Here is a 26,748-nt window from a genome sequence, read left to right as displayed (position 1 = left end):
CGCGGCGCACACGCTCCGCCCTTCCCATCCGAGCACAGGCGGACTCAGGGCCGCTCGGCGACCAGGAGGGCTTCCACGTTGCCGGCGGGCCCCGGCACGGGGGAGTCCATCAGTCCCCGCACGGTGAGGCCCTGCTCGCGCACGAAGGCCGTCACGGTGTCGATGGCATCCTGGCGCGCTGCGGCGTCTCGCACCACGCCGCCCTTGCCCACCCGGTCCGGCCCCACCTCGAACTGGGGCTTCACCAGCGCGGCCAGCAGTCCGCCTGGCTCCAGGAAGCGCAGCACCGAGGGCAAGACCTGCGTGAGCGAGATGAAGCTGACGTCGATGACGATGACGCCCACCTTTTCCGGAAGGTCCTCATCCGTCAGGTAGCGCGCGTTGACGCGCTCACGCGAGCGCACCCGGTCATCCTTCCGGAGCTTCTCGTGGAGCTGGCCGTAGCCCACGTCGATGGCGTGGACCCGCACCGCGCCGTGCTGGAGCAGGCAGTCGGTGAAGCCTCCCGTGCTCGCGCCGATGTCGGCGGCCACCTTCCCGCGCACGTCGAGCCCGAAGCGGTCGATGGCCCCCTTCAGCTTCAACCCTCCGCGAGAGACATAGGGAAGCACCTCGCCCTTGAGGCGCAGCTCGGCCTCCACCGGGATGAGGGAGCCGGGCTTGTCCACGCGCTGGTCATCCACCACCACCAGCCCGGCGAGGATGAGCGCCTGGGCCTTGGTGCGCGACTCGGCCAGGCCGCGCTCCACCACCAGCACGTCCACCCGCTCCTTGCGAGGCTTCACGGTTCGCTCCTCTCCAGCAGCGACAGTCCTGCCCGCCGGAGTCCCGCCGCGTCCAGCCCAAGCTCCGCGCGCTGCACCCGCGCGTCCCCGTGGGGCATGAAGGTGTCCGGCATGCCCAGCACCCGCACCCGCGCGTGGACACCGCGCTCCGCGTAGAGCTCCAGCACGGCGCTCCCCAAGCCCCCGCGCACCGTCCCCTCCTCCGCCACGACGACAGGCCCGTGGGAGGCGGCTTCCAGCAGCGCGGCCTCGTCCAGCGGCGACAGGCCCCGAGCGTCGAGCACGCTCCACCCAGGCTCATTCCGAGCGGCTTCCAGCGCCGCCAGGCCCAGCGGGCCCAGGGTCACCAGCGTCAGCTCCGGACGCTCGGCGCGAACGAGCCAGCGCGCTCCCCGCACGGGCGCTTCTTCCACCCGCACTTCGGGAGGCAGCGCGGGCAGCGTGCCCCGAGGAAAGCGGAGGACGGAGGGCCGCGACGATTGGAGCGCGGTGGCGAGCATGGGCGCGAAGTCCTCGCCCACCACGGGCGCCCACAACGCGAGGCCCGGGAGCGGACGGAGCGAGGCCACGTCGTAGGTGCCCTGGTGCGTGGCGCCGTCCGCGCCCACCAGTCCCGCGCGGTCCACCGCGAAGACGACGGGCAGGCCCGGCAGGCACACGTCATGGATGAGCTGGTCATACGCGCGCTGCAGGAACGTGGAGTAGATGCAGCACACGGGGCGAGCCCCCGCGGCGGCGAGTCCCGCGCAGAAGGTGACGGCGTGCTGCTCGGCGATGCCCACGTCGTGTACGCGGTCCGGGAAGCGCGCCTTGAGGGCATTGAGCGCGGAGCCCTCCAACATCGCGGGCGTCACCGCCACGACGCGCGAGTCGCGCGCCATCGCCTCTTCCAGTGCCCACGCGAGCGCCTCGCTGTACGTGCGGTGGCCGCCGCGCGAGCGCACCAGCTTGCCGTCGCGCCACTCGTACGGGCCCATGGCGTGGCCCCGCGTCTGAGCGTCCGCCTCCGCGGGAGGGAACCCCTTGCCCTTGAGCGTCAGCGCATGCACGACCACGGGCCGGGACGAAGCACGGGCCTCGCGCAGCGCGTGCACCAGCGCGCCCAGGTCATGGCCATCCACGGGCCCCAGGTACGTGAAGCCCAGGCCCTGGAAGAAGTCGCGCGCGCCCCGGGTGCGCAGCAGCGAGGGAATCGCACCCACGTTGGCGCTGATGGACATCTGGTTGTCGTTGAGCAGGACGACGAGCGGCAGGTGACTGCCTCCCGCGTTGTTGAGGCCCTCGAAAGTCAGCCCTCCGGTCAGGCCCCCATCCCCGAGCACCGCCACCACGTGGCCCCGGTGGCCCAGCATCCTGCGGCCCTCCAGCAGCCCCAGCGCCGCCGACACCGCCGTGCAGGAGTGGCCCGCCAGCAGCGCGTCATGCGGACTCTCACGAGGGTCCAGGAAGGGCGCCACGCCACCGGCCTGCCGCAGCGTGTGCATGCGCTCGCGCCGCCCGGTGAGCAGCTTGTGCGCGTACGTCTGGTGACCCACGTCGAAGAGAATCGCGTCGGTGGGTGAGTGAAAGACGCGATGGAGCGCGACGATGAGCTCCACGGCGCCCAGGGAGGCGCCCAGGTGGCCGCCCACCTTCCCGCAGATGGAGATGATGTCTTCCCGGAGCTCCTCGCACAGCTGGGGCAGGTCCGCTTCGGGAAGCGCCCGCACGTCCGTCGGAGAGGCGATGCGTGCCAGCAACTGCTGCGCCATCAGGACTTCCGCTCCACCACGTAGCGCGCGAGCGCCGCCAGCGGTCCATCCTCGCCTTCGAGCGGACGCACTGCTTCCACCGCCAGGGCCACCTGCTCCTCGGCCATCCGCCGCGAGGCGTCCAGCCCCACCACGGCGGGGAACGTGTGGCGCCCCGCCTCCGCGTCAGCGCCCGCCGGCTTGCCGAGCTGCTCGCGCGTGGCCGTCACGTCCAGCACGTCGTCGGCGATCTGGAAGGCCAGGCCCACCGCGTCACCGTAGAGCTGCGCGCGGACCAGCGACTCCGCGTCTCCACCGCCCGCCAGCGCGCCCATGCGACACGCCGCGCGGATGAGGGCCCCCGTCTTCAGCCGGTGCATCCGCACCAGGTAGTCCAGGACGGCGGGACGGTCCTCCGCGGTGTCCAGCACCTGTCCACCCACCATGCCCGAAGCGCCCGAGGCCATCGCCAGCTCCCGGCACAGCGCGCCCCGCACGGGCTCCGGCCCGTCGCCGAGCAACACGAAGGCCTCCGTCAAGAGCGCGTCGCCCGCGAGGATGGCCATCGCCTCGCCGTAAACCTTGTGGTTGGTGGGCCGGCCGCGGCGAAAGTCGTCGTCATCCATCGCCGGCAGGTCGTCATGCACCAGCGAGTACGTGTGGACGTACTCCAGCGCGCAGGCCGCGTCACCGGACACGGGAGACACCAGGGAAGCGCGCGCCACCGTGTCCGCGAAGGTGAGGCACAGCACGGGCCGCAGCCGCTTGCCGCCCGCGAGCAGCGAGTAGCGCATGGCCTCCACCAGCCGGGGAGGCGCACCAGAGGAAGCGAGCCGGTCCGCGCGCTCGAGCAACAGCGATTCCACCCGCGCCTGCTGGGTGCGCAGGAAGGTGTCCAGGTCGAAGTGGGCCAAGCGTCGGTGCTCCTTGCGCTGCTGGAATACTAGGGAGCCGGTGGAGTCACCAGCTCCCGAATGCGCCGGACGAGCTTCTCCGTGTCCAGGGGCTTGACGAAGTAGTCCGCGGCGCCGACCTCGCGACCTCGCCGCTTGTCGTCGGAGTCTCCCCGCCCGCTGATGAAGATGATGGGGATGTCCCGGAAGTGCTCGTTCTTCTTCACCGCCTTGCACAGCTCGAAGCCGTCAATCCAGGACATGTTCACGTCCAGGAGGATGGCTTGCGGGCGGTGGAGCTGCAGCGAGGCGATGAGCCGCAGGCCGTTGGCCGCGAGCGTGACCTCGAAGCCCTCGTCCTCGAGGGCCGCCGCGAGCAATTCCCGCGTGTCGCGGTCATCGTCGACGATGGTGATCTTCGGCTTCGACATGCCGGTGTGCGCGTCCCGCACGAACTAGAACGGGACGTCATCCTCGGGGGGAGGTCGGGGGGCAGGCGCCCGGGGGGCCGCCTGGGCGGCGGGACGGGCAGCCACGGACAGCGGCGCCACCACGTCGTTGCCGTCCTCATCCTGGAGCAACTGTTCGATGCGCTGCTCCGCCTCGGTCAGCAGCTTCTCACCCCGGCGTACCAGCCGGATGCCTTCCTCGAACGCCTTGAGAGAGTCCTCCAACGACAGATTGCCGCTCTCCAGCCGGCCCACCGTCTCCTCGAGCCGGGACACGACGTCCCCGTACTGCCCGGGAACCTCGCCCTCCGCCGCCTTGTCCGCCTTGGACGCCTTGTCCGCCTTCGCCACAGCCTTCCACCTCCCCGTTCGGGGCGCGGGACTCTAGAGGGTGGCCCGTTAGCAGTCCACCGGCCCTTTTACCGACGTGACAATGGCTTCGACTTCTTCACATCCGCCCAGCGTCTTCGCCCCATTCGCCGCGAGTTTGATGCCCAGGCGCTCTCCCACCTCGACATCCGCGGCGGAGCGCACCACCCCGCCGTCTCGCTGGCGGAACACCACCGAGTAGCCACGCGACATCACCTTCAGCGGGCTCATCGCGTCCAGTCGCCCTTCCAGACGCTGGAAACGCCTCTGCGCTTCCGCCAGCGTCCCCTGCTGAAGCGCCCGCAGGCGTGCCTGGTGCGCCGCCAGCCGGGCATGCTCTCGCGAGATGAGCGCCGTCGGCGAGGCCCGCTCCAACCCGAGTCGCGCCGTCGCCAGCGTCGCCTGCCGCGTCGCCACGCCCGCGCGCGCCGCCTCCGACAGTCGCATGGCCAGCTTCAGCAGATGCGCCCGCTGCTCGCTCAGCCGGGCCTGGGGCCGCGAGCGCTGCAGGCGCTCCGTCAGCGCGCGCAGCGACTCACGGCGCTCGCGCACGGCGGGCCGCAGCACGCGCATCATCGCTTCCACCTGTTCGGACAGGTGCAGCCGCTGGTGGTTGAGCGCCCGCCGCGGATCATCCAGCCGGGAGGCGAGCTGACCCTGTCGCTCGCGCAGCTCCAGCACCCGGCGTTCCATGGCCCGGCGCAGCCGCCCCGCCTGGGTGGCCAGCGACAGCTCCAGGTCCGCCAGCACCGGCGCCAGTCGCTCCGCCGCCGCGCTGGGGGTCGCCGCCCGCCAGTCCGCCACGAAGTCGGAGATGGTGAAGTCAATCTCGTGGCCGATGGCCGACACCACCGGCACCGGCGAGGCGAAGATGGCGCGCGCCACCTCCTCCTCGTTGAAGGTCCAGAGGTCCTCCACCGAGCCACCGCCGCGCGTCACCACGATGACGTCCACGTCGGTGCGGCCCAATCGGGCAATCGCCCGGGCCACCTCCGGCGCGGAGCCCTCGCCCTGCACGCGCGCGTCCGCCAGCAGCACGCTCAGCCGGGGGTTGCGCGAGTGCAGCACGCGCAAGAAGTCCTGGAGCGCCGCACCCGTGCGGCTCGTCACCACGCCGATGCGCTGGGGCAGGAACGGCAACGGACGCGGGGGCCTCACGCGACGGTCGCCGATGAGCCCCTCGGCCGCCAGTCGCGCCTTGAGCTGTTCGAAGGCGAGCGCCAGCGCGCCCTCCCCCACCGGCTCCAGCCGCGAGACGATGAGGCTGTAGCGTCCCTGCGGCTCGTACAGGTCGACGCTGCCCTCGGCCAGCACCTCCATGCCGTCGCGCAGCGCGAAGCGCATCCGCCCCGCCATCGAGGCCCACACCTTGGCGTCGATGGAGGCGACGGAGTCCTTCAGCGAGAAGTACCAATGCCCTCGCGCGTTGGCGCCGCGAAAGCCCGTCACCTCACCGCGAACCAGCACACGCGCGAAGCGGGACTCCAACGTCTGTTTGAGCTGACGCGTGAGCTCGGCCACCGAAAGCACCGAGCGCTCGGGCTTGGGCGGCGAGGCGGGCACACCCTCCAACGGCCCCAACAGCCCCGTGCCGTCCGCGTCCACCGGAGGAGGCGGTGGAGGCGCCTTCCTCGGCAGGGCCACCACGCGCGGCTCCGACGGTGGCGCGGCGGTGGAGGACGCGGGAGTGGCTCCGAACAAGTCCCACTGAGAACCCGACGTGACGGGCGGCGGTGACTCGCCGCCCGCGCCCTTGCGCTTCTTCATCGCGAGAGCTTCTCGACCCAGGACTTCGCCTTGTCGTGGTACTCGTCATCCGGAGGCGTCATGGCCACCACGTCCTTGAACTTGGGCAGCGCGTCCTCGGGGCTGCCGTCCTTCAGGGAGTAGGCCAGGAGGTAGAGCTCCCGCCCCTTCGTCTTCAACTCGCTGATGATGTTCGCCGCGCCCGCGTGGCCCGGGTCGGCCTGCAACGTGCGCCGCGCGAACTCCATGGCGCGGGCCCACTGACCGGAGGCCTTCGCGGAGCTGGCGCTCTTGTAGAAGATGGTCGCCGCGCGAGTGCCCGCGTTGCGCGCCATCTTGCTGGTGCGCCCATCGGTGATGTCCTTGTCGAGCGACAGCAGCTTCTGCAGCCCCTTCGCCTCCAGGTCCTCCAGGCGCTTGTAGAGCGTGCTGAACTCCGACATCTGCGCGAGCAGCTTCTTGCACTGCGGGTTCTTCGACATGCACGCGTTGAGGATGGCCACGGCGCCGGACATATCGCCGTCGCGGAAGCGCTCGACGGCGGGCTCCCAGGGCTTGGGCGCGGGTCCGGTGGGAATCACCCGGGGCGTGTCGCGAACGGTGATGGCCTGCGCCGCCTGCTCGTTGATGATCTTGGCGTCGCGGTGCTCCGGGAAGGCCTTGAGGACGTCGTCGGTGATGGCCTTGGAGGAGTCCAGCTGGTTGCCATCCAGCGCGGCCCTCGCCTCGCGCGTGCGCTTGTCGGCCAACTCCGACAGCTCCCGCTTCGCCGCGCTGACCTGCTCGTAGAGGAACTGGCTCTCACCGGCCTTGCCCAGCGCAGCGGAGGCCTTGCCCAGCTCGTTCCTGGCGAGCGCGGTGCGCGCCTCCGTGAGGCGCTCCTGGACGGGAATCTCGCGCTCGGCGTGCTGGAGATAGTCCTTCACGCCAGGGTAGTCGGGCGCGGAGGCGGCCAGCTCCTCCAGCTTCGCCTTGGCCTCCACCCACTTGCCTTCGCGCACCAGGTTCTTCGCGTCCTGGAAGATGGTGCTCAGCTCCTTGCGGACGGCGTCCTGCTCGCCCTTGCGGACGAGAATCGCCTCCTGCTCCTTCACCACGCGCATGCGCGCGATGCCCAGGCCGGCGAAGAGCACCACCACCACGCCGCCAGCGAGCAGCTTCAGCCGCATCTTCTTGCGCTGGACCTCGGGGTCGGGCGGAGCCATCGCCGAAGAGCGCGCGCTGCGCACGCGGCCGCCCTCCACGCGCGGAGGCGGCCGGGCCGGCGATGAGCCCCGGCTCCCGGAAGCGGCGGAGGAGGCACTCGACGTCCGCCCCCGCGACGGGGTGGCGACCATCATCGTGGAGTTGACCACGTCCTCGAAGCGCAGCTCCGTGTCGCCCAGGGTGATGACATCGCCGTTGGCCAGGGGCGTCTCCTCACCAATGGCCTCGCCATTGACGAGCGTCCCGTTGCCGGAGCCCAGGTCGCTCACCATCCAGCCCGCACCCGCCTTGCGCACCATGACGTGCTTGCGCGACACGGAGGTGTCGGGGATGCAGATGGGGTTGTCCGCGGCGCGACCGATGACGTACTCGCCATCCTCCAGCGAGAACTCCTCACCTGACTTGGGCCCCGCGACGCAGATGAGTCGAGGGGTGGCCGCCCCGGGGGCGCGGGCAGCGGAAACAGGAGACGTCCTGCGAGCAGCGGGGCGAGCTCCTGTCCCGCCCGAGGGCGTCCCGGAAGGAGGCCTGCGACGAGCAGGAGGGGAACCGTTCGACATGGCGAATCACCGACTTCCTGAAAAAAGAGCACCAGCTCAGAGCTCGTGCTCGAACGCCTTTTCCTGGGCAAGATTGTGGCAGCGATGCTCGGTGGTAGGGAAGCGTCTGCTCACTTCTTGCAGCGCCGCCCGGGCCTTCCTCGCGCTCCGGAACTGCACACTCCGTTGGAATTCCAGCATGAGCTGAGCGCATTGGTGGTCCAGCTCGGCGGAGACCTGGGACAGCTGGTAGCGGACGTCCTGGTAGAGGTCCGGCTTGGTGTCCAGGGCCTCCAGGGTGAGCCAGGCGAAGCGGAACTGCTGCCAGGCCCGGAAGAGGTTCTCCGCGCCCACGCCCTTGGTGTCGAAGAACCGCCGGCCCGTGGAGGCATACTCCCGCGCCTGCGAGAGCAGCTGCTCGGGGGGAAGCTCCGGCACGGGGATGACCTCCAGCCGCAGGTTCCAGACCCGCCACGTCTCATTTCCGGGAGGGTTGCGAACGTTGTCGAAGACGAAGCTGTTGAGCGCCCCGCGCTTGAGCGTATTGGCGGGGAGGATGTGCTCCAGCTCGCGCTCGGCGGTGGTGGTGGTATCCGGAGGGACCCAGCCGAGGTTCACCCCGTTGAGCGCCAGGGACACCTCCTCCTTGGAGATTCCGCTGGCCTGGTAGTGCAGCAGGGCCACGGCGCGGGTGGGCGCGACGAACTGGAAGTCGAAGGACTTCTGGTCTGTGCGCTCCCAGCGCACGCCCTCGCCCAGGCCGAACGAGTCGGGGACGTTCTCGACGCCCAGGCTCAGGGGCTCCGAACCGGGTCCACCCGCCGCCAGGCCGCCCGGCAGGAAGACGAAGGCCAGCGCACTGCCCGCCAGCCCCAGCACGAAGAGCGTCACCGTGCTCGTCAGGAGCTTGCGGGCCAGCGGCAGCCCTCGCCACCAGAGCAGGAGCCGTCCGCCGCGAGAGCTCGCGAGTTCCCGCCGCTGACGGGCCCGGTCCGCGGCGCTCGGCCCCGTGGGAGCGGGGGCGGGCGAAACCTTCGTCGTGGACTCCGCGGCGAGCGGCGACGTCCCGGGGGCTGGCGCGACGGCCAGGGCCGAGGGGGCGAAGGCCGGGGCTCCTGGAGCGCGGGTCCGAATCGGCCGGGTGGCATCATCCAGGGTCGGCTCGTCCAGGAGGCCCAGGTCGGGGAGCGTGGGTAGCGCCAGCTCCGTGCGCTCTTCTCGCTCCTCGGTCGGAAGCTCGATGAGCCCCGGAGGCATGGCGGTGGCGATGGGTGGCACCCGGAGGGGCAGGGCCACCTCGGTGCGCTCCTCCGGCTGCGAGTCCATGAGCGGGAGGAGGGTCGGAACCACCACGGGCCGCTCGCCGGTGAAGGCCACCTCGGTGCGCTCCTCCGCCAGGGCCTCCATGAACGGAAGGCTGGGGGGCGCCACGGGTGCGACGAGCGGGCGCTTGCCGCTGGGCGGTGGCAGCGCTGGGAACTCATCCGCCAGCACCGGTGGCGGCGGGCGTGGCGCCACGGGCGCGACGAGGGGTCGCTTGCCGCTGGGCGGAGACACCGCGGGCGAGTCCTCGATCAGCACCGGGGCCTGGCGCGGGGCGACGGGCGCGATGAGGGGGACCTCGCCCGTGGGGAGGTAGTGCTGATCCAGGCCCCCGGGGGGCGGCGGCGCGGGCGCGTTGCGGCGGATGGGACGCGTGGCGTCCTCGTCCCCGTCCGGAGGCACCCAGAGGAAGGTGAACTCCACCGGGCCCACGCCGATGCGGTCTCCGTCACGCAGGAGCTGCTCGCCCAACAGCCGGCTGCCGTTGAGCGCCGTGCCGTTGGAGCTGCCCATGTCCTGCGTGAAGTACTGCCCGCCACGCATGACGATGCGGGCGTGCAGCCGGGAGACGCCATGGTCGTGCAGCACCAGGTCGTTCTCCGGCGTGCGACCGATGTTCACCTCGGCCTGCTCGAAGACGAGCTCCCTTCCCTGCTGGAGCCCCTTGGTGATGGAGAGGAGAATCGGCAGAGGACTATCCCCCCGCGAGCTCACCGAAGAAGAACTGGAACACGATGGGCCCGAAGAGCACCATGAACACCGTCGGGAAGATGCAGGCGATGAGCGGGAAGAGCATCTTCACCGGGGCCTCGCCAGCCAGCTTCTCCGCGCGCTGCGTGCGGTCGATGCGCATCTGCGTGGACTGGATGCGCAGCACCTTGCCCAGGCTCGTTCCCATCTTGTCCGCCTGGATGAGCGCCGTGACGAACGTCGTCAGCGACGGCAGGTCCACGCGCACAATCATGCTCTTGAGGCCTTCTTCGCGCGTCTTGCCCATCTTGAGCTGCTTGAGCACCAGCTGCAGCTCCTCGCGAAGCGGACCCGCCTTGCCCTTCTCCACCACCTTGGCCAGCGCGGCGGTGAAGTCCAGACCCGCCTCCACCGACAGCGTCAGGAGGTCCAGGTTGTACGGCAGCGCGCGGCTGATGAGCAGGTGGCGCTTCTTCACCTGGTCGTTCAGCCAGAGCATCGGGTAGTACATCCCGAAGAGCAGGAACAGGAGGGACCAGACCAGGTTCTGCCCGGTGCCGTTCAGGATGAACAGGCCCATCAGCAGGCCCACCACGGCGCTCACTTCCTGCAGCGCCATCATGTCCTCGGGCTTGTAGCCCTGGGGCTCACCGGCCTTGATGAGGTTGCGGCGCGACTTCGCCTCGTAGCTCGGCCAGATGAAGCGGCGGTTCATGGCACCCAGGCGGCGGATGGCCACCGAGCCGAAGCCCTTCATGCCGCCCTGGGACTCGTCGCGCACTTCCGACAGGAAGCGCTCGAAGAGCACCTGGTACAGGCCGATTCCGAGGAAGCCGATGGCTCCCGCGAAGAGCAGCGCGGAGCTGCCGACCAACACTTGCGTCAGGATGTCCACGGAGCACCCCTCAGATATCGATGTTGACGATGCGGCGGATGATGAGGATGCCGAGCACTTCCATGATCGCGATGATCACCACGAGGATCCACCCGAAGAAGTGGTTCATCATGGGCTCCATCAAGTCCGGCCGCATGTAGTTGAGCACCATGCCCAGCACGCCGGGCATGGCCGCCACGATCCACCCCTGCAGCTTGCCCTGCGAGGTGAGGGCGTCGATCTTGCCTTCCAGGCGGAAGCGCTCGCGAATCACGGTGGAGATGGTCTCGAACATCTCCGCCATGTTGCCGCCCAGCTGACGCGCGATGTTGGTGGAGACCACGACCAGCTCCAGGTCGTCGCTGCCCACGCGGCGGCCCATGTTGATGAGCGCCTCCTCCAACGGCACACCCAGCTTCACTTCCTTCACGAACAGGCCGAACTCCTGCGACAGCGGCGCCATCGCCTCGCGCGCCACGTGTTCGATGGCCTGCGGGAAGGTGAGACCGGCCTTGAACGCGTTGGCCATCGCCTGCAGCGCGTCCACCAACTGGACGTTGAACTTCTTGATGCGCCGCTTGCGGTAGTGCTTGACCATCAGCATCGGCAGGAAGAAGCCGAACACCGTGGCCACGACGGCCAGGATGGGGTTGAAGATGATGTAGGTCAGGATGCCCAGCAAGCACATGCACGCGATGTTGAGCACCAACATCTGGCGCGCATCGATGAAGAGGAACATGTCGCTCAAGTCGTTCATCGACTTGGCGACATAGCGCTCCTGGTACTGCTCGTACGCCTTCGAGAGGACGCTGAAGATCACCAGGCTGAAGAAGAAGACAGAGCCTGTGACGAGGAGGAGGACGATTCCGGCAAGCATGGGCGCGCTTCCCTGGGGGTGAGGGCGGCGTGGCGCCGACTACTGGGCGCCAGCGGCGGCGGCTTTCTCGCTGCCGCCCTTGATGATCTGGATGATCTCCCGGCGCTTGGCTTCCAGCACGCGGGTACGCTCACCGGACAGCAGGGTGCTGATGGTGGCGCGGCCGCGCTCCTCGATGAGGTCCACGTCGTCCTCGTTGCGCAAGCTGAGCGTCAGAGCGCCCAGTTCCGCGGCCAGCACGAGGATTTCCGCCTCTTCCGGCAGCACCATCAGCGACACGTTGTTGTAGTCGCGCTGGCCTTCCGGGATGAGGTTGACGTTGGTGGTACCGGTGATCTTTCCGGTCGCCACCACGATGATGTTCTGCAGCAGCGTCACGCCGACGTTCTCGTCGGTCTGCGGGTCGCGGAACGTGCCGATGATGTCCACGTGGTCGTTGGGGCGAATCCAGCCGCCGACGGCGGTGGTGTTCTTCGCCTCGATGGTCATCGCGCGCATCTTCTTCTGCACCTTCGAGGACAGGCGCTCGGCGGCCTTGGTCGTCTCGAACTGGCTCCACAGCAGCGGGTCACCCGCCTGCAGCGCCACGAGGACCTTCTGGTTCACGACGTAGGAGGCCGAGTCCGGACGAACCACCGACGAGGTGACGAACTGCTCCGGCACCGAACGTTGAGAGATCATCTCGAAGGAGATGACGGTGCCTTCGGGGACGTCCTGGGCCGCAACCACCACGGGTACCAGGTTCCAGCCGCGGCGCACGTCCGCTTCCTTCTTCTTGATGGCGGAATACGCGATGACGCCGGCCAGAAGGCCGAGTACGAGCGCGACGACGAGCGGGGTCTTGCCCTTCAGCATGGTTCAGGAACCTCCAAAACGGGGGGGCGCCGTTCGGCGGCGAAGGCGTTCGAGGGTGTAGAAATCTAGAAAGGCGCACCTTGGCGCCGATGGCGCGGGATGTTAGCCGTGCGATACAGCAGGTGTCAAAACCACCTCCCGCGACAGCACCGAATCCCGCGCCATCCCTGTCGAATTCAGCGGTTGCGTCAGAGGCCCGCGAGCGCCTTGCGGTCGTCGTCGGTCAACCCGTTGTATTCGGTGATGCTGTAAAGGGCGTCCTGGACGACGTTGGCTTCGTCCTCGTTGTCGATGGTCTTCCCTCTCAGCAGCCGCAGCAGCTCCTGGATGTCCGGGTCCGTGGAGACGGGGCCGAACGCGAAGGTGCCATCCTGCTCGGAGGGGGCCCGCTCCTGGTTGAGGCAGTAGAGGTGGAAGGGCACCACGTAGACCTCTTCCTCGGTGCCACCGTCCGTGCCCGCGTCGATGCCGCCCGGCCCGATGCCCGTGGGAGGGAGGTTGATGAGCACGCGGTCCATCAACATGCCGTTCTGGATTCGGCTGGGCGCCGTGTTCATCATGACGAGGCCCGGCTCGAAGGTCATCAGCACGGGGGCGCCGGTGTTGTTTCGCAGCGGCACGCAGACCAGCACCGCGGGACCCGTGCCCACCGGCGCCACGCCGTTGCCACAGTCCTTGGTGGAGTCATTCGCGCCGTACAGCTCTCCGGCGATCTCCACGCCCGGAGGGAATGCGAAGGTGGTGCCCACGGGAGACCCCGGGTCCTCACCGAAGCCGGGCCGCTGCTTGTTCACCCCCGCATCGAAGGTGATGGGGCCGCCGTCCGTCCCGCCTCCGCCGCCGTCATCGTCGTCACTGCAAGCCAGCACCCCTGCCCCTACCGCCGCCGCGACGACCACCCACTTCCAGGCCGCATGCGCCATTGCGCGCTCCTTGTCCTCGTCGTTGATGCGAAAGCGACCCCTCCGGCCCTGGGCCACCGCGTCATGAGGTGGACCGAGACTGGCTGAGTCCCGGGTCGTCGGCAACACCGGCGTGCACCCGACGTGTCAGGGAGTTGGCGAAGGAGACAGCTGCTCGATGGGCGACGCGGCGGGCTCCCGCATCGGAGGCAGGTCCGGGTTGTAGAGGCCGCGCAGCACCAATTCCCGCGCGCGGTCGTCTTGAAGCAGCGCGGGCTCACCCGCTCGGAGCCCCACCGGGCGGATGCTGAAGCCGATTCCGTCCGGCGTCACGTGCACCCACAGCGTGTTGGGAATGAGTGGCGAGGGACGCGACTCCTCCGACTCGAGCCACACAATCTGGACGGGCACGGCGCGGAACTCGCGCGTGCGCAGTTGCTCGTTGTTGGGGCCAGCCACCACGAGCGCCTTGCGCCAGGACTCCTCATCGGTGGGCGTCTCGCCGTGGGCCTGGAGTTCCTGCACCATCGACAGATGGACCCGCCGAGCCACCCGCAGGAGGGACAGGTTCGTCGCCTCTTCCGAGCGCGTCTCCTTGAGCGAGCGTCCATCCCCCGCCCCGACCGCGCCGACCACGGACAGCAACGCGACGGCCGAGGCCCAGAGCGGCGCGGACGCCCCCCGCACCAGTCCCCAGACGAGGCGCAGTCCGCTCACCACCGCCAACACGGAACCCGCGAGCAGCGTCCAGCGCGGCAGCGGGCCCGAATGGAACGACTGGCCCAGCACCTGGGCGAGGTGCCGCCACTCGGGGACCGCGACGTACACGACGCCCCCCGCCATGGCGAGGAACACGGCCGCGTGCAGCAGCCGCAACCCCAGGGGCGACGGCGCCCCCACTTCGCTCCGGGTCGTCACGGGAACGGCAGGTTCAGGACGAAATAAAAGGAGTCGTAGTAGATCTGGTACGAGCGCATGAACAGGTCGATGACGTTCGACTGGACGTCATCCGTCCAGCGGACCTTGACCGACGCGCCGATGACGAGCGCGACGACCAGCACCCAGTTCAAGATGGAGTATTCGACCATCGCCTGCCCACGTCGGGAGGCGCGCAGGCGCTGCGTCTTGGGGAAGCTCATGGGGCGTTCTCCGAATCGGCGGGTTCCTTGGGGGCGTCCATCCCTGGCAGGTCCGGGAAGATGCGGTCAGCGTACTCCAGGCGGACCTTGGGCGCGGAGGGGGGCGGTAGCACCATACGTGGCTTGGCGTCGATACCGTACTCCGCCACCTCCATCGAATGGGCGATGCCCGGAATCTCCATCTTCGCCAACTGCATCAACGGAATCTCGCGGCTGATCCACATCCGCTTGACGACGGTCTTCTTCATCACCAGCTCCACCGGAACAACTGTCACGGTCCCCGCGAGCGTCATCACCCGCGTCTCCTTGCCGGTGCGCAACACGGGCTTGACCCCCGCCGGCAGGACGACCTTTGCGTCCTCGGGGTCTGGCACCTTGTTGTCCTTCTCCTCCTGGTCCATTGTCTTCAGGACGTGGTCCAGCGCCTCTTGCGAGTACTCCTGGGGACGGTCCGTGGGCCCACCGACGAAGAGCCGGGAGATGGCGTCATAGCGAATCTGCTCGCCCTCGCGAGCGACCAGCATGCGCATCTGCATGAGCGGCGACTTCATGGACGGATGCATGCCCGCCTCCATCTCCACCCACACCGCGTCCCGGCCCTCCTTGTCCTTCTCCTCCCCCACCACCGCCATGCGCCAGTAGTAGATGCGCATCCCGCCCGCGCCGCCGTCGAAGCGGTACGTCACCCAGTCGCCCACGCGCGCGCTGCGAGCGCCCCGGGCCATATGGGACATGACCTCACGCGCCGCGGGGTTCTCCTCCGCGCGCGCGGGCGCGGCCATGAGCATCACCGCGATGACCGCCCACGACGCCCTCATTTCCCCGCTCCCTTCGCAGGCTTCGCCTTCTGCTCCCGCTCCCACGCTTCGCGGCTCTTGCGCACCGCCTCGTCGTTGGGCACCCCGTCTGGACGGTCCGTGCCCACCCACGTCTGCATGACGGACGACATCCCCTCGTCCACCTGGGAGATGGTCGTCATCACCTGCTCGCCCTTGCGCGCGTGCTCCATCGTCAGTTGCGTGCCGCCTCCCAGCTTCGTCACCGTGCTGCGCACCGGCTCGAAGCCCTGGCGCGTCAGCTCCGTGCCCACCCGCTGCTGCACGTCCGACAAGTCCCCCGCCACCAATGAAGTGCGGTTCTGCGAACCACCCGGGTCGTCCCGCGTCGCCAGGTCCTGGCTGTAGAGCGTGCCCTCCAACTTCAGCAGGCCGGACGGAGGAGACTTCGGCGGACGGGTCCACATGTCCCTCAGCGCCGTGAAGCCCACCGTCTTGCCCAGGTGCGTGCGCAACACCACGCCACGCTGCAGGCCCTCGCGGGTGAAGAGGGCGGAGACGACGGCCTCTTCCTCCAGGTCTCCCTCCACCACGGTGGGGTAGCCCTCGTCGCGCCACTTCTGCGCGAAGTACGCGACCACCTTCTTCATAGGGTCGGTCGTCGTGAAGTAGGCGAGCCGGTAGTACTCGCCTCCGATGATGAGGTCGTTGCCGATGCGCGTGTGGATGGTGCCCGGATACACGGGCACCTCCTGCTCGGCGAGCGCGGGCCACACGGCCAGGAGCGCGAAACCGAGCAGGAGCCGGCGGGCCACCTTATTGCTCACAGCGAATCTTGTTGTCCTGCTCATCCTTGTTCGTCGCCTCTTGGGTGGCGTCCGGATCCGACGGGTCGTCGGCCATGGCCTTCTTGCACCCCATGAAGTGCGGGCCACGCGCCAGGAACAGCTTGATGTAGTTGCTGTCGCCGTAGGTCATCTCGTCGCGGAACGGAGCCGTGTCGAAACAGTCCGGGCGGTCGTGGTCGAGCAGGCCCCGCATCGCATGCAGGCCGCTGCTGGCCGGGCCGTCATAGCCTGTCAGACCGTTGCAGTCCCCCTTCTGCTGGGGATCGATACCGTAGTTTCGCGCGACGACATAGGTGCCGAAGAAGTTCGGCAGGATGCTCCCCAGGAAGTCGAGCACGCCACCGACGGCTCCATCCAGGGCCTTCGTCAGGCCGAGGAACACCATCCGCTCCACCTGGGCATGCATGCCGTGAGGGTCGCTTCCCCCGCGGTGGTTGCCTGCCCGCCGGTCCCGGACGATGGCGTCGCCGCCGTCCGGCATGTGCCAGCCGTTGGCGTACATCGAGAACTTCGAGCGCATGGGAAGGCTCGACAGGTCATGGCCCCCGGTGGTGTCCGACTTGAAGAAGCCTCCAGGACCGGAGTTCTCGTCGAGGTAGCTGCGGGGGATGATGACGTTGTCGAAGTTCATCGTGACTTCGGACTCCACCCACCCCTTGTTGTTGAAGCCCCAGCCGTTCAGCACCGCGCCAGCGCCGCGGTTGAGCATGCTGATGACTCCGCTGCCCAGGCTGCCGCCCTCGCCCGTGCTGCCGGGATTGCCCAGCATCCCGGACTCGAGGAAGGGAATCTCCTTGTTGGTGATGGTTCCCTGCACCGAGCTGTAGCGCGCGATGAACGATCCCGCGGGCCCGTTGGGCTCCACCGAGTCCATGTCCTTGAAGCGCTCGATGAGCTCCTTGTGCGCCTCCTGCCGCGCATCCTCGAACGCGGCATCGTGGTCGGCCTTGGCGAAGTCGGAGAGCGTGTAGCTGGTCATCTCCCAGACGGCGTAGTGGGCCATCTCCTGGAGCTTCAGCTTCGCCCGGACCAACTCCGTCAGGTACATGCTGAACATCAGGATCATGACGAGGAGCGGCACGGAGAGAGCGAACTCCACCGTGGCGGCTCCGCGTCGGAAACTCTTTCGAGACATGAGAGTTTTCATCGCGGTCCTCAGTGCGTCATGACCTTCGGGGCAAAGCCCTGGAGCGCGCCAGGCAGCGCGTCCAGCATGGACCCGACCACCGGGAGCTGATTGCGGCCCTGGTACACGGACGCCAGGCGCGGGCGCCAGTACGGGTTGAAGAAGTTGGGCTGCTCGGTCCAGTTGCCCGGCCGGTGGTAGTAGCTCTGGCCACGGGAGATGACGTTGAGGCCCTCGGTGAGGCTGAGGAACTTCTTGCGGTTGTTCAGCATCTCCAGGCCCTCCGAGTCCGGCGTGAAGGTGAACTTCACCTTGCCCTCGTCGTTCAACAGCGCGGGAGCGTTCGTACCCGTGCCATCCGTGTTGGCCTTGTTCACGACGTCTTCCGGCGACTTGTTCAGCGCCACCCACGCGGAGGGCTGGTTGAAGTCCATCGTGCGCTTGGCCAGCTCACCCTTGTTTGCGTTCGCAGTCGGGTTGCAGGTGTTTCCAGCGTACTGACCGGGCTCGAAGTGCATGAACGGCGTGACGCCACCCCAGGGGTGGTTGCCGTCCTGGGCCGGACGCACGTTCGCGGTGTAGACGTCCACCTCGAACCAGCAGACCACCAGTTTGAGCACGCAGACCTTCTCGGTGTGGATGCCCACCTCCCGCTCGACGCCTCTGGGTGCCGAGTGGTTGCGCCACTGCTCGGTGTTCCGCGGGTAGTGCACGCGCCAGTGGACGCCGCCCTTGACGCTGCCGGTGTCCTTGTCGTTCAGCGCCCAGACACTGGGCTTCGTCATCTCTTTGTAGGGGAGCTTGGTGCGCGAGTTGTCGCCCTTCCCCTTCCGGTTATCGCCAAAGCAGCGCGTATACGGGTCCGAGTTGTTGCACGACAGGGGGTTGTCCGCCTTGCCCACGCCCACGTCGACCTCCGCGGGCCCCAGCTTCAGCCAGTACAGGTCGTCGGCGCCCATGTTGTCGCCCTGCGCCGTCATGCCCCAGGGGTTCAGGTTGTCGTTCCAATCCCGGATGTAGTTGCGCGAGTTGATGGTGTTCCGCGCGGTGGGGAACGTCGCGGACAACATGCGCGTCTGCCCCATCTTCTGGAACTCCATGATGCCCGGAGCATTCACACCGTTGTTCAACATGTCGCGCAGGAAGCCGAGCGCATTCGGCAGCGGCAGGACGTCGCCGATCCGGCGCGAAGTGATGAAGCGCTCGGGGCAGGAGCCGCCCTCGCGGTCACACGAGTAACGAGTCGCGTTGGTGATGCCGCCCATGGACCGCTTGGCGCGGGCGATTTCGTCATTGCGCGCGTACTTCGTCACGTCCAGCGCGCCGAAGGGGTTCTTCCACGTGCCCGGGTTCAGCGGCTTGCCGCCGGAGTGCTCGCTGTGCGCCTGACTGAAGAGGCACTCACTGTAGAAGCCCGTCGCCAGCTGGCTGGCCATCGAGTTGAGGTTCTTGTCGTTCGAGTCCAGCACGCCCTGCGCGGTCTGCACCACGTGCGTGGAGGCGGACATCATCACCGCCTGGGACATGAAATACATGGCCCCGTTGAGCACCCGATGCGCCGGAATCATGTACTTCCCCAACCATCTATCGGGGTTGGCCGCCTTCAGGACTTGCTGGAACGGCTTGAGGAAGATGTTCTTGTACGCCGTGATGATCTTGTTGATCGCCTTGATGACCTGCCCCACGTACGGGACCACCTCGAGGATGGGACAGAGGACGATCCAAAGTTTCTTCCGCTTGCCGGCACATGGGTTGAGCGTCTTCATGAACCCGAAGAGGTCCGTGAAGAACGCCTCGGCCGAGTAGATGAGCGAGATGAGCGAGTGCCACATCATCGCCGACACGTATTGTGAGACCTGCGTGCGGTTGGCGTACGCGTAGAAGTTGAACGCGCGCGCCTCCATGGCGGCCATGGAGTAGGCGGCGGCATCGGCGGTGTTCTGCAGGCGCACGCGCTCATGCACGGTGTGGCCGATGTTCACGGTGGTCAGCACCGCGATGGACATCACCAACACCATCAATGCGGCCAGGACGAGGGCCTGGCCCTCCTGGCGCTGGAAGCTCTTTCGGAGGATTCGAGTGAACATGGTGCGTGAGTCCTCTTACATGCCCCAGTCGGGGTTGAGGTGCATGATCCACTTGCGGTGGAAGTTGGACTGCATGCGCATGGTGTACGTCGCCGACAGGGGCATGAAGTAGCGCTTGCCCACGAGGCTGGAGACGAGCGGTATGCTGCCGGTGGCCAGCCCCCAGAGCACCCACATCTCGGCGGGGTACAGGGAGTTGTAGCCCTGCTCATGGTCAATCCCCTTGGCCATCGCGGCCAGCGGCGTGAGGTTGCCGCCATCCGACATCATGTTGGACTTGGGAACGAGGGTGGCCCGGTCAATGGCTCCTCGCAGCGCCACCTGCGCGTTGGACGCGTACCATGCGGTGAAGATGATCCAGTTCGCGAACGGGATCTTCATCTCGTAGAAGTAGCGCAGGCGGATGGTGAGCCTCGTCGCCTTGCGGTACACGAGCTCGGAGTCATCCGGCTCTGGCAGGTTGAAGAACTTGCGGATGTTGTTCTCCAGCGACGGCACCTCCGGGAAGCTGTCCGAGCCGTCGAAGTCGAGCTCCTGCCAGTTGAAGCCGGTGCGCAGCTTCCAGATGGTGTTGATGGGCGTGAAGTACGCCGGGTTGATGGTGTCCACCCGGATGAGGCCGAACAGGTTCGAGCCGTTCACCGTCCGAGGCACCACGCCGCCGCCGAAGTTCAGCGTGCGCATCGCGGAGTCGTAGATCTGATGGATGGCGAAGGTCTTCGCCAGGTTGCCGATGTCATCGGTCCGGCCCAACGTGGGCAGCAACGCGACGATGGCCGCGTCATGCATGCGCTCGTTGTTGCCGTTCCACACGATGCCGGCACGCGCCGCTTGATACGCGGCGTACTCGGTCATCAGCTTGGCGTGCTGAATCAACGTGAGCTGGATGATTCCCAGCGTCATGAACACAGCGAGCGGCATGATCATCGCCGCTTCGACCATGGCCTGCCCGGATTGCCGGCCAGCCGCCCCCCGCGGCCGCGAGTCCTGTTCCATTCCCATGGTGCCATTATCTCGATCAGCGCCCCTGAGACGCATCGGTCAAATGGCCAGCTTCAACCGTCCCGCTCTCCCATTTATTGAAAAATCGCGGGTGGTTACGGCGCCGGCTGGGAATCACTCGTCGGTGTTTCAACCGATTCAGCCTCATGGCTCAATCGGCGACGCGCCGCCTGGGCCGCGCTGGAACCAGGAGCTTCCGTCAAAACCTGATTACACGCCGCCAGCCCCTCGCGTCGACGCCCCAGGGCCAGCTCCGCGTCACACAGCCGGTTGAGCAGTCCCGCACGCTCGGTTCCAGATGCCCCGGCGGCCAGGGCGAGTCTCAACAGCCTCGCCTCCTGGCTCCTGTCCCCTGCCCGGTTCGCGGACTGGGCCTGGCGGGAGAGTTCCGCCACGGAGGAACCCGACGCCGAGTCCTCGGCCTCGGAGCGCTCCACCGCCGCGGGGGTGACCGGAGCGGGGCGCGGCATCGGGGCTTCGGGGACGGCATCCGCCTTCCTCGTCGCCTTCATCGGGGACTTCGCACGGGAGGCTGAAGCGCGATCCAGCTCCAACTGCTCTCGCGCATCGGACGGCTGCTGGGCCACGCCTCCACGACTCTCGTTGGCGGAGGATGGCGCGGGGGCGCTGACCACGGTGCCCTGGGCCAGGGGATCGGTGACGGCCTCCAGGGCGGGAGCCCCCGGGCCTTCGTCCCATGCGCCGTCCTTGGCCAGGTCATCCGCACTGAGCTTGTTCGCTTCCTTCTTCGCGGACGAGCCCCCCAGCCGCAGCCCATCCCTGGGAGGGCTGCTGGACGCAACGGCCTGAGCCGGAGCGGCTTCCGCCAGGGCCTCCTCATCGAGGTTCGACACCTCTCGCTGGGACTTCTCGGCGGGGGCGGTCTTCGAGCGGCTCTGCTTGCCCCCGAACGACTCCGCGCCCTTGACCTTCGCCTTCAGCTCATCGGCACGGCCCCGGCCCCCCACGTCGCCTCCGCTCCCCGCCAGCGCCCAGCCTTCCGCGCGCTGAACCTCCGCGCTTCGCGTCTTCGCCGCGTCCTTGGGGGCATACTCGGCATCATCGTCACGCATCTCCGGAGGAGGTGGCGGAGCCTCCGCGGCGGCGGCCGGAGCCGGCGCGGCGGAGGGCTCGGCGCTTCGTGCCGAAGCGGACGGTACGGGTGCGGCCTTCTTGCTCGGCATCACTTCGGCTGCCGCGAGATTGGCCTGGGTCAGCTCCGGGGACTGCGCGGAGAACGTGAGGATTCCCAGCGTGCTCACCGAGGCGAGCCCGACAACGGGAAGCAGCCAGCGGCGCCAGCGCGACGGCTTGGGCGCGGGCCCCGCGCTGGCCCTGCGCGCGGACTGCTGCGCATACGCCAGCAGCGACTCCAGCCCCGCGTCGGGCGCGCTCTCCTCGGAGAGATGGCCCATGGTGACTCGCACGCCACGAATGTCGTCCAGGGCTTGGGTGCAGCGGGCGCATCCCTGAAGGTGCGACTCCACCACCTGGGCATCCGGGGCGGGCAGCTCGCCATAGGCGAAGTCGAGGAGCCGGTCCTCGTGCGCATGGAGGTTCTGCGGCTTCATCCCACCACCGTCCTTCCGTCCTCGGCGAGATCGCCATCCACGCCCAGCTCCGCCAGTCGGCGACGCAAGCCGTCGAGCGCGTAGCGCATCCGGCTCTTCACCGTGTTCTCCGAGACGCCCGTCACGTCGGCGATTTCCTTGAACGGGATGCCGCTGTACTCGCGGAGGATGAACACCTCACGCTGTTCTTCTGGCAGGGAGGCCAGGGCGCGCTCCAGCAGCGGACGCAGCCGGGCGTTGTACGCGCCCCGCTCCGGACTGGCGCCGGAGTCCGGCAGCGCATCCGCCAGCGCGCGGCCTTCCTCGCCGTCCACGCCACTCACCGGAGACTCCAGGGACGCGGCCTGGCGGTAGCTCTCTTTGCGCGCGCTGTCCACACAGAGGTTCCTCGCGATGGTGTAGACCCAGGTCGTGAACCGGGCCTTCGCCTGATATTCGCCGGCGCTGCGTACCACCTTCAGCCATGTCTCCTGCAGCACGTCCTCCGCCCGTGCCCGTTGCCCGACGAAGCGAAGGATGAAGTTGAACACCGGTGTCCGGTGCCTTCGCACCAACGCCTCGAACGCGCGAGCGTCCCCCGCCTGGAAGGCGAGCATCAATCGCTCGTCTGAGGTCTCCGGTCCCAACACTCCCCCATCGCTCGTGGAGCCACGTTCACTCCGGCCCACCCTCAACCCGTGCCCTCTTAACGGGCGACGGGCCACCAGGGTCTAATCCGGACGTGGCTTCCGGTAAGTGGCGAGAATGACAGGGAGCGCGACGGCTGTCACGAGTGCGGCCTGCGCCAGCAGCACCCCCGGCAAGGGGCGCTGGACGTGGACGTACAGCGACCGGCCGAGCGCCATCCCCAGAAGGACGCCCGTCGCCGTCCGCACCGCGTTGGAACCGGAGGCCGGGCGGAAGCGCCCCACCGCCCAGTCCACCAGCGCCGGCAGCGTGAGCAGCAGCACGGCGGGAACATCCCAGGGCCAACCCAGCGGGGCGCGCGCGATGAACAGCCCCACCAGCGTGGCCATCAGCACCGGATAGGTCCCCAGACACCGCGCGCAGACGCGGAGCCCGCCGAGCCGGTACGTGCGGTTGTACTCATCCGGATGATGGTGACTGAGCCAGAACACCGTCGGCACCTCCGGACCGCGGGGCGGTCGAGGACTGGTGGGACTCCCCTTCCGCCAGGAAGCACGCGGCGGAATGCCCGGAGCCCAGCGGATACAGCGGGGGCGACTCGCGTCGACACCGCTCCATCGCGTGAGGGCACCTCGGGTGGAAAGTGCAGCCCGGAGGCGGCGCGAGCGGCGAGGGCGGCTCTCCCGGCACCAGCAGCCGGGTGCGTGCCCGTTCGGGGTCCGGCACCGGCACCGACGCGAGCAGCGCCTGCGTGTACGGATGGCGCGGTCGCCGGTACAGCGAGTCCGAGGGCGCCAGTTCCACGATGCGCCCCAGGTACATCACCGCCACGCGAGTGGAGACGTGCTCGACGATGTTCAGGTCGTGCGCGATGAACACATAGGTGAGGCCGCGCTCGCGCTGCAGGTCCACCAACAGATTCACGATCTGCGCCTGGATGGAGACGTCCAACGCGCTGATGGGCTCGTCGGCCACCACCAGGTCCGGGCGCAGGGCGATGGCCCGAGCGATTCCGAGCCGCTGACGCTGCCCTCCGGAGAACTCGTGCGGGTAGCGCCCCAATGCCTCGCGCGGCAGGCCCATCGCATCCAGCAACGCGGCGACCTCGCGCTCACGCTCCCCTGGCCCTCGGGCGAGACCGTGGATGTCGAACGGCTCGCCCAGGATATCCCGCACCGTCATGCGCGGGTTGAGCGAGGCATACGGGTCCTGGAAGACGAGCTGCATGCGTCGCCGCAGCGGCCGGAGGCGATGCTGGGACAGCCCCGTGAGGTCCTGTCCGTCGAAGTGGATGGAGCCCGCGGTGGGCGTCACCAGGCGCAGCAACGCGCGCCCCAGGGTGCTCTTCCCGCAGCCGCTCTCCCCCACCAACCCCAACGTCTCCCCCCGGAAGACGTCGAACGTCACGCCGTCCACCGCCTTCACCGCGCCGCGCGAGCGACCCAGCCAGCCCCCTCGCACGGGGAAGTGGACCTCGACGTCCTTCGCCTGGAGGAGCGGCTCGGTGCTCATGGCGCGGGCACCGGATGATGGCAGGCCACAAGCTGCCCGCCCCGCTTGAGTTCGAGCACGGGCGTCACGCGAGCGCATGCATCCTGGGCCCGCTCGCACCGCTCGCGGAACGCACAGCCCGACGGCAACCGCCCCAGGGCGGGCACCATGCCGGGGATGGCGCGCAGGCGACGCCGAGGCCCGGATCGTCCCTCCTCCACCTCGCCCCCCAGCGCCGGAAGCGAGCGCAACAGGCCCGCCGTGTAGGGATGGGCGGGCCGGGCGAACAGCTCGCGCACCGGAGCGTGCTCCACCACCTTCCCCGCGTACATCACCACCACCGTGTCGCAGCTCTCCGCGACCACGCCCAAATCATGGGTGATGAGCATCACCGCCATGCCGCGCTCGGCCTGCAGGCGCTTGAGCAGGTCGAGGATCTGCGCCTGGATGGTGACGTCCAACGCGGTGGTGGGCTCGTCCGCGATGAGCAGCGACGGGTCACACGCCAGCGCCATGGCGAGCATCACCCGCTGCCGCATCCCGCCCGACAGTTGATGAGGCCAGGCGTCCACGCGCTCACCCGGCGCGGGGATGCCCACCTGGCGCAGCATCTCCACCGCGCGCTCCCGAGCCTGCGAGCGCGAGGCCCCCAGGTGGAGCCGCACGCCTTCGGAGATCTGCTCCCCCACGGTGAAGACGGGGTTGAGCGAGGTCATCGGCTCCTGGAACACCATGGCCGCATGGCGTCCGCGCACGCGCCGCAGCTCCTCGTCGGAGAGCTTCAGCAAATCCCTGCCCTGGAAGAACACCTCGCCCGCCGCCACTCGCACGGGAGGTCGGGGCGCCAGCCGCAACAGGGACAGCGCGGTGAGGCTCTTGCCACAGCCGCTCTCCCCCACCACGCCCAGGGTTCCGCCGGGAGGCACCGCGAAGGACACACCGTCCACCGCGCGCACCGTCCCCTCGTCCCTCGACAGCTCCACGGCGAGCCCTCGGACGTCCAGGAGGGGCCCGTCCCCCGAGGGCGACGCGCCGGGCGTCACTTCTTCGCCAGCTCCTCCAGGAACTCCACCTCCTGGATGATCTCCTTGCGGATGAGCAGGCGGATGAGGCTGGCCACCATGCGCGCGGGCTTCACCTTCTCCGTGTCCAGCACCGCCTCGTCTCCCCGGGACATGCGCTCCAGGTCGTCGAGGATGGCCAGATCATCGTCGGAAAAGTCAGGCGTCGGCGTGAGCGCCAGCGCGGGCTGCGAACCCTTCGCGGCCCCACCGAACATCACCACCGGCACCCGGGGCTTCTCCTCTTCGTCCGCCTCGAAGATGGGCGGAGGAGGCGGCGGTGGCCGAGCGGCCGGCTTCACGCCCAGCAGATCATCCAGCGCATCTCCTCCGGCCCCCGGCCGCAGGGCTTCCGCGGGCGGGGGGGGCGGCGTCCCGGGCCGACGGGCCGAGGGCGCCGCGGCGGCGGCAGGGGGTCTCGCTGCGGGGGGCTTCGGTGTCTCCGGCATCTCCCACTCCAGTGGCGTCCCCGCGGCGACGGGAGGAGGGCCGGAGCCATCCTCTTCGTACAGCGGCTCCGCCTCGACGATGTCCAGCGGCTCTCCCCGCGCCCGGGCCAGCGCGGCGTCCAGGTCGTCCGACGCGACGACGAAGACCCGCACCTGCTTGCGGAGCTGGAAGCGCAGCTCGTCCACCAACGTCAAATCCCCCGGGTCCTCCACGGCGACGTGGATGCGCTCGCTGCGCCCCTCTACTTCCATGCGAAAGAGCAGCACGCGATGCTCCGCCTGGAAGTCCAGGGACACCAGCGAGGCCACCGCCGGGGGAATCTCCTCGGGCAGCTCCACGAAGGGCAGCCCGTGCTGCACCGCCAGCGCCCGAGCCACATGCAGCGGCGCGCACAGCCCCTGCGCCACCAGCGTCTCGCCCAGCCGCAGGTTCCCCGGAGCGCCTCGACGCCCGAGCGCCACCCGCACCTGCTCCTCCGTCACCACCCCCGCCTCGACGAGCAGCTCACCAATCTTCTTGCGCATAAGGCCGGGCTACCGCTTGACCTTCGCGAGGTACTCGTCGCGGGAGAACACACCCTTCTCGATGAGCAGCTCCACCATGGCCTTGAGGGCCGCGACTTCCTTGCGCTGCACCTCTTCCACGCTGCGCAACAGGTCGGCCGGGCTGCCAGTGCCCGCCGTGCTGCGAGGGGCCTCTGGCACCGGCGGCGCGGGACGCGCGACTGGGGGCGCGGGCTTGGGCGCGGAGATGACCGCGGCGGCGGCCGGATCCAGGTCCTTCAGGTTCTTCACCACCGTGCGGCCCTGGGCGTCCACCACCTTGAAGTTGGTGTCCGCGTCCTCCAGCTCCATGTTCTCTTCGTACATGCGGGCGAAGGCCCGAGCGATGGAGGTGCGCCCCGCCACGTTGGGGATGATGCGGCACTTCGTCACGGCCCGAAGCTCGTCCAGCATCCGCATGTTGAGCGGATCCGACATCGCCACCACGAGCGTCTTGCCCTCGTCCCGCAGCTGCAACGGCAGCACGGAAAAGTCGCGGGCCGTCTGCGGCGGAATCTTGGCCTTCACATGCGGGGGAACCATCTGGACCGCGTCCAGGTTCACCGCCGGCATGCCGAGCTGCTTGGACAGCGCCCGCACCAGGATGTCCTCGGAGACGAGGCTCATCCGGACCAGGATTTCGCCGAGCTTGCCGCCCCACTTCGCCTGTTCGGCGAGCGCGGCCTTGAGCTGGCTCTCCTGGAGCACATTCGCCTTGATCAGCAGTTCTCCGAGCTTGATCTGTGCCATGTCGTGGGCGCCACTCTACCCGACTCCAGCCGCTGCGCTT

At 68.6% G+C, this 26,748-nt stretch carries 26 protein-coding genes; all 26 read right to left on the bottom strand.

Features of this window, described 5'->3' with window-relative positions; all coding sequences use genetic code 11:
• Positions 1–44 precede the first annotated feature (44 nt).
• Positions 45–785 carry a TlyA family RNA methyltransferase gene (locus tag HUA75_RS07460; RefSeq protein ID WP_141648422.1) on the bottom strand — a complete coding sequence of 247 codons (741 nt, stop codon included), beginning with the start codon at positions 783–785 and terminating at the stop codon, positions 45–47.
• Positions 782–2,536 carry a 1-deoxy-D-xylulose-5-phosphate synthase gene (locus tag HUA75_RS07455; RefSeq protein ID WP_174485955.1) on the bottom strand — a complete coding sequence of 585 codons (1,755 nt, stop codon included), beginning with the start codon at positions 2,534–2,536 and terminating at the stop codon, positions 782–784. The genes HUA75_RS07460 and HUA75_RS07455 overlap by 4 nt, the downstream gene beginning before the upstream one ends.
• Positions 2,536–3,429: a polyprenyl synthetase family protein gene (locus HUA75_RS07450; RefSeq protein WP_174485954.1), complete on the bottom strand. Its 894-nt coding sequence runs from the start codon at positions 3,427–3,429 to the stop codon at positions 2,536–2,538. Before HUA75_RS07450 ends, HUA75_RS07455 begins: the two co-directional genes overlap by 1 nt.
• 29 nt (positions 3,430–3,458) lie before the next feature.
• Entirely contained in the window at positions 3,459–3,839 is a 381-nt protein-coding gene (locus tag HUA75_RS07445; RefSeq protein WP_141648425.1) for a PleD family two-component system response regulator, read from the bottom strand.
• A 24-nt stretch (positions 3,840–3,863) separates the two neighbouring features.
• On the bottom strand, positions 3,864–4,208 hold the full coding sequence (xseB, locus tag HUA75_RS07440) for an exodeoxyribonuclease VII small subunit (RefSeq protein ID WP_174455842.1): 345 nt from the start codon (positions 4,206–4,208) through the stop codon (positions 3,864–3,866).
• Positions 4,209–4,256: 48 nt separating this feature from the next.
• A complete protein-coding gene (gene xseA, locus HUA75_RS07435; protein ID WP_174485953.1) occupies positions 4,257–5,993 on the bottom strand; it encodes an exodeoxyribonuclease VII large subunit in 1,737 nt (578 codons plus the stop codon).
• Positions 5,990–7,738 (bottom strand): FHA domain-containing protein, encoded by a 1,749-nt coding sequence (locus tag HUA75_RS07430; RefSeq protein WP_141647163.1) that lies wholly within the window; start codon positions 7,736–7,738, stop codon positions 5,990–5,992. Before HUA75_RS07430 ends, xseA begins: the two co-directional genes overlap by 4 nt.
• Positions 7,739–7,774: 36 nt before the next feature.
• Positions 7,775–9,754 (bottom strand): FHA domain-containing protein, encoded by a 1,980-nt coding sequence (locus HUA75_RS46510; protein WP_371746072.1) that lies wholly within the window; start codon positions 9,752–9,754, stop codon positions 7,775–7,777.
• Positions 9,735–10,625 (bottom strand): type II secretion system F family protein, encoded by an 891-nt coding sequence (locus HUA75_RS07420; protein ID WP_141647164.1) that lies wholly within the window; start codon positions 10,623–10,625, stop codon positions 9,735–9,737. The genes HUA75_RS46510 and HUA75_RS07420 overlap by 20 nt, the downstream gene beginning before the upstream one ends.
• Before the next feature lie 10 nt (positions 10,626–10,635).
• Entirely contained in the window at positions 10,636–11,481 is an 846-nt protein-coding gene (locus HUA75_RS07415; protein ID WP_141647165.1) for a type II secretion system F family protein, read from the bottom strand.
• A gap of 39 nt (positions 11,482–11,520) precedes the next feature.
• Positions 11,521–12,336: a Flp pilus assembly protein CpaB gene (gene cpaB / locus HUA75_RS07410; protein ID WP_141647166.1), complete on the bottom strand. Its 816-nt coding sequence runs from the start codon at positions 12,334–12,336 to the stop codon at positions 11,521–11,523.
• Between the two features lie 188 nt (positions 12,337–12,524).
• Complete coding sequence (locus HUA75_RS07405; RefSeq protein WP_174485952.1) at positions 12,525–13,259, bottom strand: hypothetical protein; 735 nt, start codon at positions 13,257–13,259, stop codon at positions 12,525–12,527.
• Between the two features lie 126 nt (positions 13,260–13,385).
• Positions 13,386–14,156 (bottom strand): hypothetical protein, encoded by a 771-nt coding sequence (locus tag HUA75_RS07400; protein WP_174485951.1) that lies wholly within the window; start codon positions 14,154–14,156, stop codon positions 13,386–13,388.
• A complete protein-coding gene (locus tag HUA75_RS07395) occupies positions 14,153–14,377 on the bottom strand; it encodes a hypothetical protein (RefSeq protein ID WP_141647169.1) in 225 nt (74 codons plus the stop codon). Before HUA75_RS07395 ends, HUA75_RS07400 begins: the two co-directional genes overlap by 4 nt.
• Positions 14,374–15,195: a hypothetical protein gene (locus HUA75_RS07390; protein WP_174455846.1), complete on the bottom strand. Its 822-nt coding sequence runs from the start codon at positions 15,193–15,195 to the stop codon at positions 14,374–14,376. The genes HUA75_RS07395 and HUA75_RS07390 overlap by 4 nt, the downstream gene beginning before the upstream one ends.
• A complete protein-coding gene (locus tag HUA75_RS07385; RefSeq protein ID WP_246137630.1) occupies positions 15,192–15,980 on the bottom strand; it encodes a hypothetical protein in 789 nt (262 codons plus the stop codon). Before HUA75_RS07385 ends, HUA75_RS07390 begins: the two co-directional genes overlap by 4 nt.
• Entirely contained in the window at positions 15,970–17,136 is a 1,167-nt protein-coding gene (locus tag HUA75_RS07380) for a TadE/TadG family type IV pilus assembly protein (RefSeq protein ID WP_254614710.1), read from the bottom strand. The genes HUA75_RS07385 and HUA75_RS07380 overlap by 11 nt, the downstream gene beginning before the upstream one ends.
• A 20-nt stretch (positions 17,137–17,156) precedes the next feature.
• Positions 17,157–19,214 carry a TadE/TadG family type IV pilus assembly protein gene (locus tag HUA75_RS07375; protein WP_174485950.1) on the bottom strand — a complete coding sequence of 686 codons (2,058 nt, stop codon included), beginning with the start codon at positions 19,212–19,214 and terminating at the stop codon, positions 17,157–17,159.
• Between the two features lie 15 nt (positions 19,215–19,229).
• Complete coding sequence (locus tag HUA75_RS07370) at positions 19,230–20,216, bottom strand: TadE/TadG family type IV pilus assembly protein (protein WP_141647173.1); 987 nt, start codon at positions 20,214–20,216, stop codon at positions 19,230–19,232.
• 95 nt (positions 20,217–20,311) lie between these two features.
• Entirely contained in the window at positions 20,312–21,787 is a 1,476-nt protein-coding gene (locus tag HUA75_RS07365; protein WP_174485949.1) for a zf-HC2 domain-containing protein, read from the bottom strand.
• Entirely contained in the window at positions 21,784–22,416 is a 633-nt protein-coding gene (locus HUA75_RS07360; RefSeq protein ID WP_141647175.1) for an RNA polymerase sigma factor, read from the bottom strand. The genes HUA75_RS07365 and HUA75_RS07360 overlap by 4 nt, the downstream gene beginning before the upstream one ends.
• A gap of 81 nt (positions 22,417–22,497) precedes the next feature.
• Positions 22,498–22,905 (bottom strand): DUF2085 domain-containing protein, encoded by a 408-nt coding sequence (locus HUA75_RS07355; RefSeq protein ID WP_174455851.1) that lies wholly within the window; start codon positions 22,903–22,905, stop codon positions 22,498–22,500.
• Entirely contained in the window at positions 22,874–23,926 is a 1,053-nt protein-coding gene (locus tag HUA75_RS07350) for an ABC transporter ATP-binding protein (protein ID WP_174463440.1), read from the bottom strand. The genes HUA75_RS07355 and HUA75_RS07350 overlap by 32 nt, the downstream gene beginning before the upstream one ends.
• Positions 23,923–24,948, bottom strand: a complete 1,026-nt coding sequence (locus tag HUA75_RS07345; RefSeq protein WP_174485948.1) for an ABC transporter ATP-binding protein — start codon at positions 24,946–24,948, stop codon at positions 23,923–23,925. Before HUA75_RS07345 ends, HUA75_RS07350 begins: the two co-directional genes overlap by 4 nt.
• Positions 24,945–25,940 (bottom strand): general secretion pathway protein GspE, encoded by a 996-nt coding sequence (locus tag HUA75_RS07340; RefSeq protein WP_141643265.1) that lies wholly within the window; start codon positions 25,938–25,940, stop codon positions 24,945–24,947. The genes HUA75_RS07345 and HUA75_RS07340 overlap by 4 nt, the downstream gene beginning before the upstream one ends.
• Before the next feature lie 9 nt (positions 25,941–25,949).
• On the bottom strand, positions 25,950–26,708 hold the full coding sequence (locus HUA75_RS07335; protein WP_141643264.1) for a general secretion pathway protein GspE: 759 nt from the start codon (positions 26,706–26,708) through the stop codon (positions 25,950–25,952).
• Positions 26,709–26,748: the final 40 nt, after the last annotated feature.

It is taken from the genome of Myxococcus sp. CA040A, assembly GCF_013336725.1.
GTDB lineage: Bacteria > Myxococcota > Myxococcia > Myxococcales > Myxococcaceae > Myxococcus > Myxococcus llanfairpwllgwyngyllgogerychwyrndrobwllllantysiliogogogochensis.
Note: the sequence above shows the minus strand (reverse complement) of the source record. Positions and strands in the feature narration are given on the sequence as shown.

Coding starts and splice junctions, on each gene's coding strand:
- HUA75_RS07455 (WP_174485955.1), bottom strand. CDS start 2,536: ATGGCGCAGCAGTTGCTGGCACGCATCGCCTCTCCGACGGACGTGCGG.
- HUA75_RS07445 (WP_141648425.1), bottom strand. CDS start 3,839: ATGTCGAAGCCGAAGATCACCATCGTCGACGATGACCGCGACACGCGG.
- xseA (WP_174485953.1), bottom strand. CDS start 5,993: ATGAAGAAGCGCAAGGGCGCGGGCGGCGAGTCACCGCCGCCCGTCACG.
- HUA75_RS07430 (WP_141647163.1), bottom strand. CDS start 7,738: ATGTCGAACGGTTCCCCTCCTGCTCGTCGCAGGCCTCCTTCCGGGACG.
- HUA75_RS07415 (WP_141647165.1), bottom strand. CDS start 11,481: ATGCTTGCCGGAATCGTCCTCCTCCTCGTCACAGGCTCTGTCTTCTTC.
- cpaB (WP_141647166.1), bottom strand. CDS start 12,336: ATGCTGAAGGGCAAGACCCCGCTCGTCGTCGCGCTCGTACTCGGCCTT.
- HUA75_RS07405 (WP_174485952.1), bottom strand. CDS start 13,259: ATGGCGCATGCGGCCTGGAAGTGGGTGGTCGTCGCGGCGGCGGTAGGG.
- HUA75_RS07395 (WP_141647169.1), bottom strand. CDS start 14,377: ATGAGCTTCCCCAAGACGCAGCGCCTGCGCGCCTCCCGACGTGGGCAG.
- HUA75_RS07390 (WP_174455846.1), bottom strand. CDS start 15,195: ATGAGGGCGTCGTGGGCGGTCATCGCGGTGATGCTCATGGCCGCGCCC.
- HUA75_RS07380 (WP_254614710.1), bottom strand. CDS start 17,136: ATGTCTCGAAAGAGTTTCCGACGCGGAGCCGCCACGGTGGAGTTCGCT.
- HUA75_RS07375 (WP_174485950.1), bottom strand. CDS start 19,214: ATGTTCACTCGAATCCTCCGAAAGAGCTTCCAGCGCCAGGAGGGCCAG.
- HUA75_RS07370 (WP_141647173.1), bottom strand. CDS start 20,216: ATGGGAATGGAACAGGACTCGCGGCCGCGGGGGGCGGCTGGCCGGCAA.
- HUA75_RS07365 (WP_174485949.1), bottom strand. CDS start 21,787: ATGAAGCCGCAGAACCTCCATGCGCACGAGGACCGGCTCCTCGACTTC.
- HUA75_RS07350 (WP_174463440.1), bottom strand. CDS start 23,926: ATGAGCACCGAGCCGCTCCTCCAGGCGAAGGACGTCGAGGTCCACTTC.
- HUA75_RS07340 (WP_141643265.1), bottom strand. CDS start 25,940: ATGCGCAAGAAGATTGGTGAGCTGCTCGTCGAGGCGGGGGTGGTGACG.
- HUA75_RS07335 (WP_141643264.1), bottom strand. CDS start 26,708: ATGGCACAGATCAAGCTCGGAGAACTGCTGATCAAGGCGAATGTGCTC.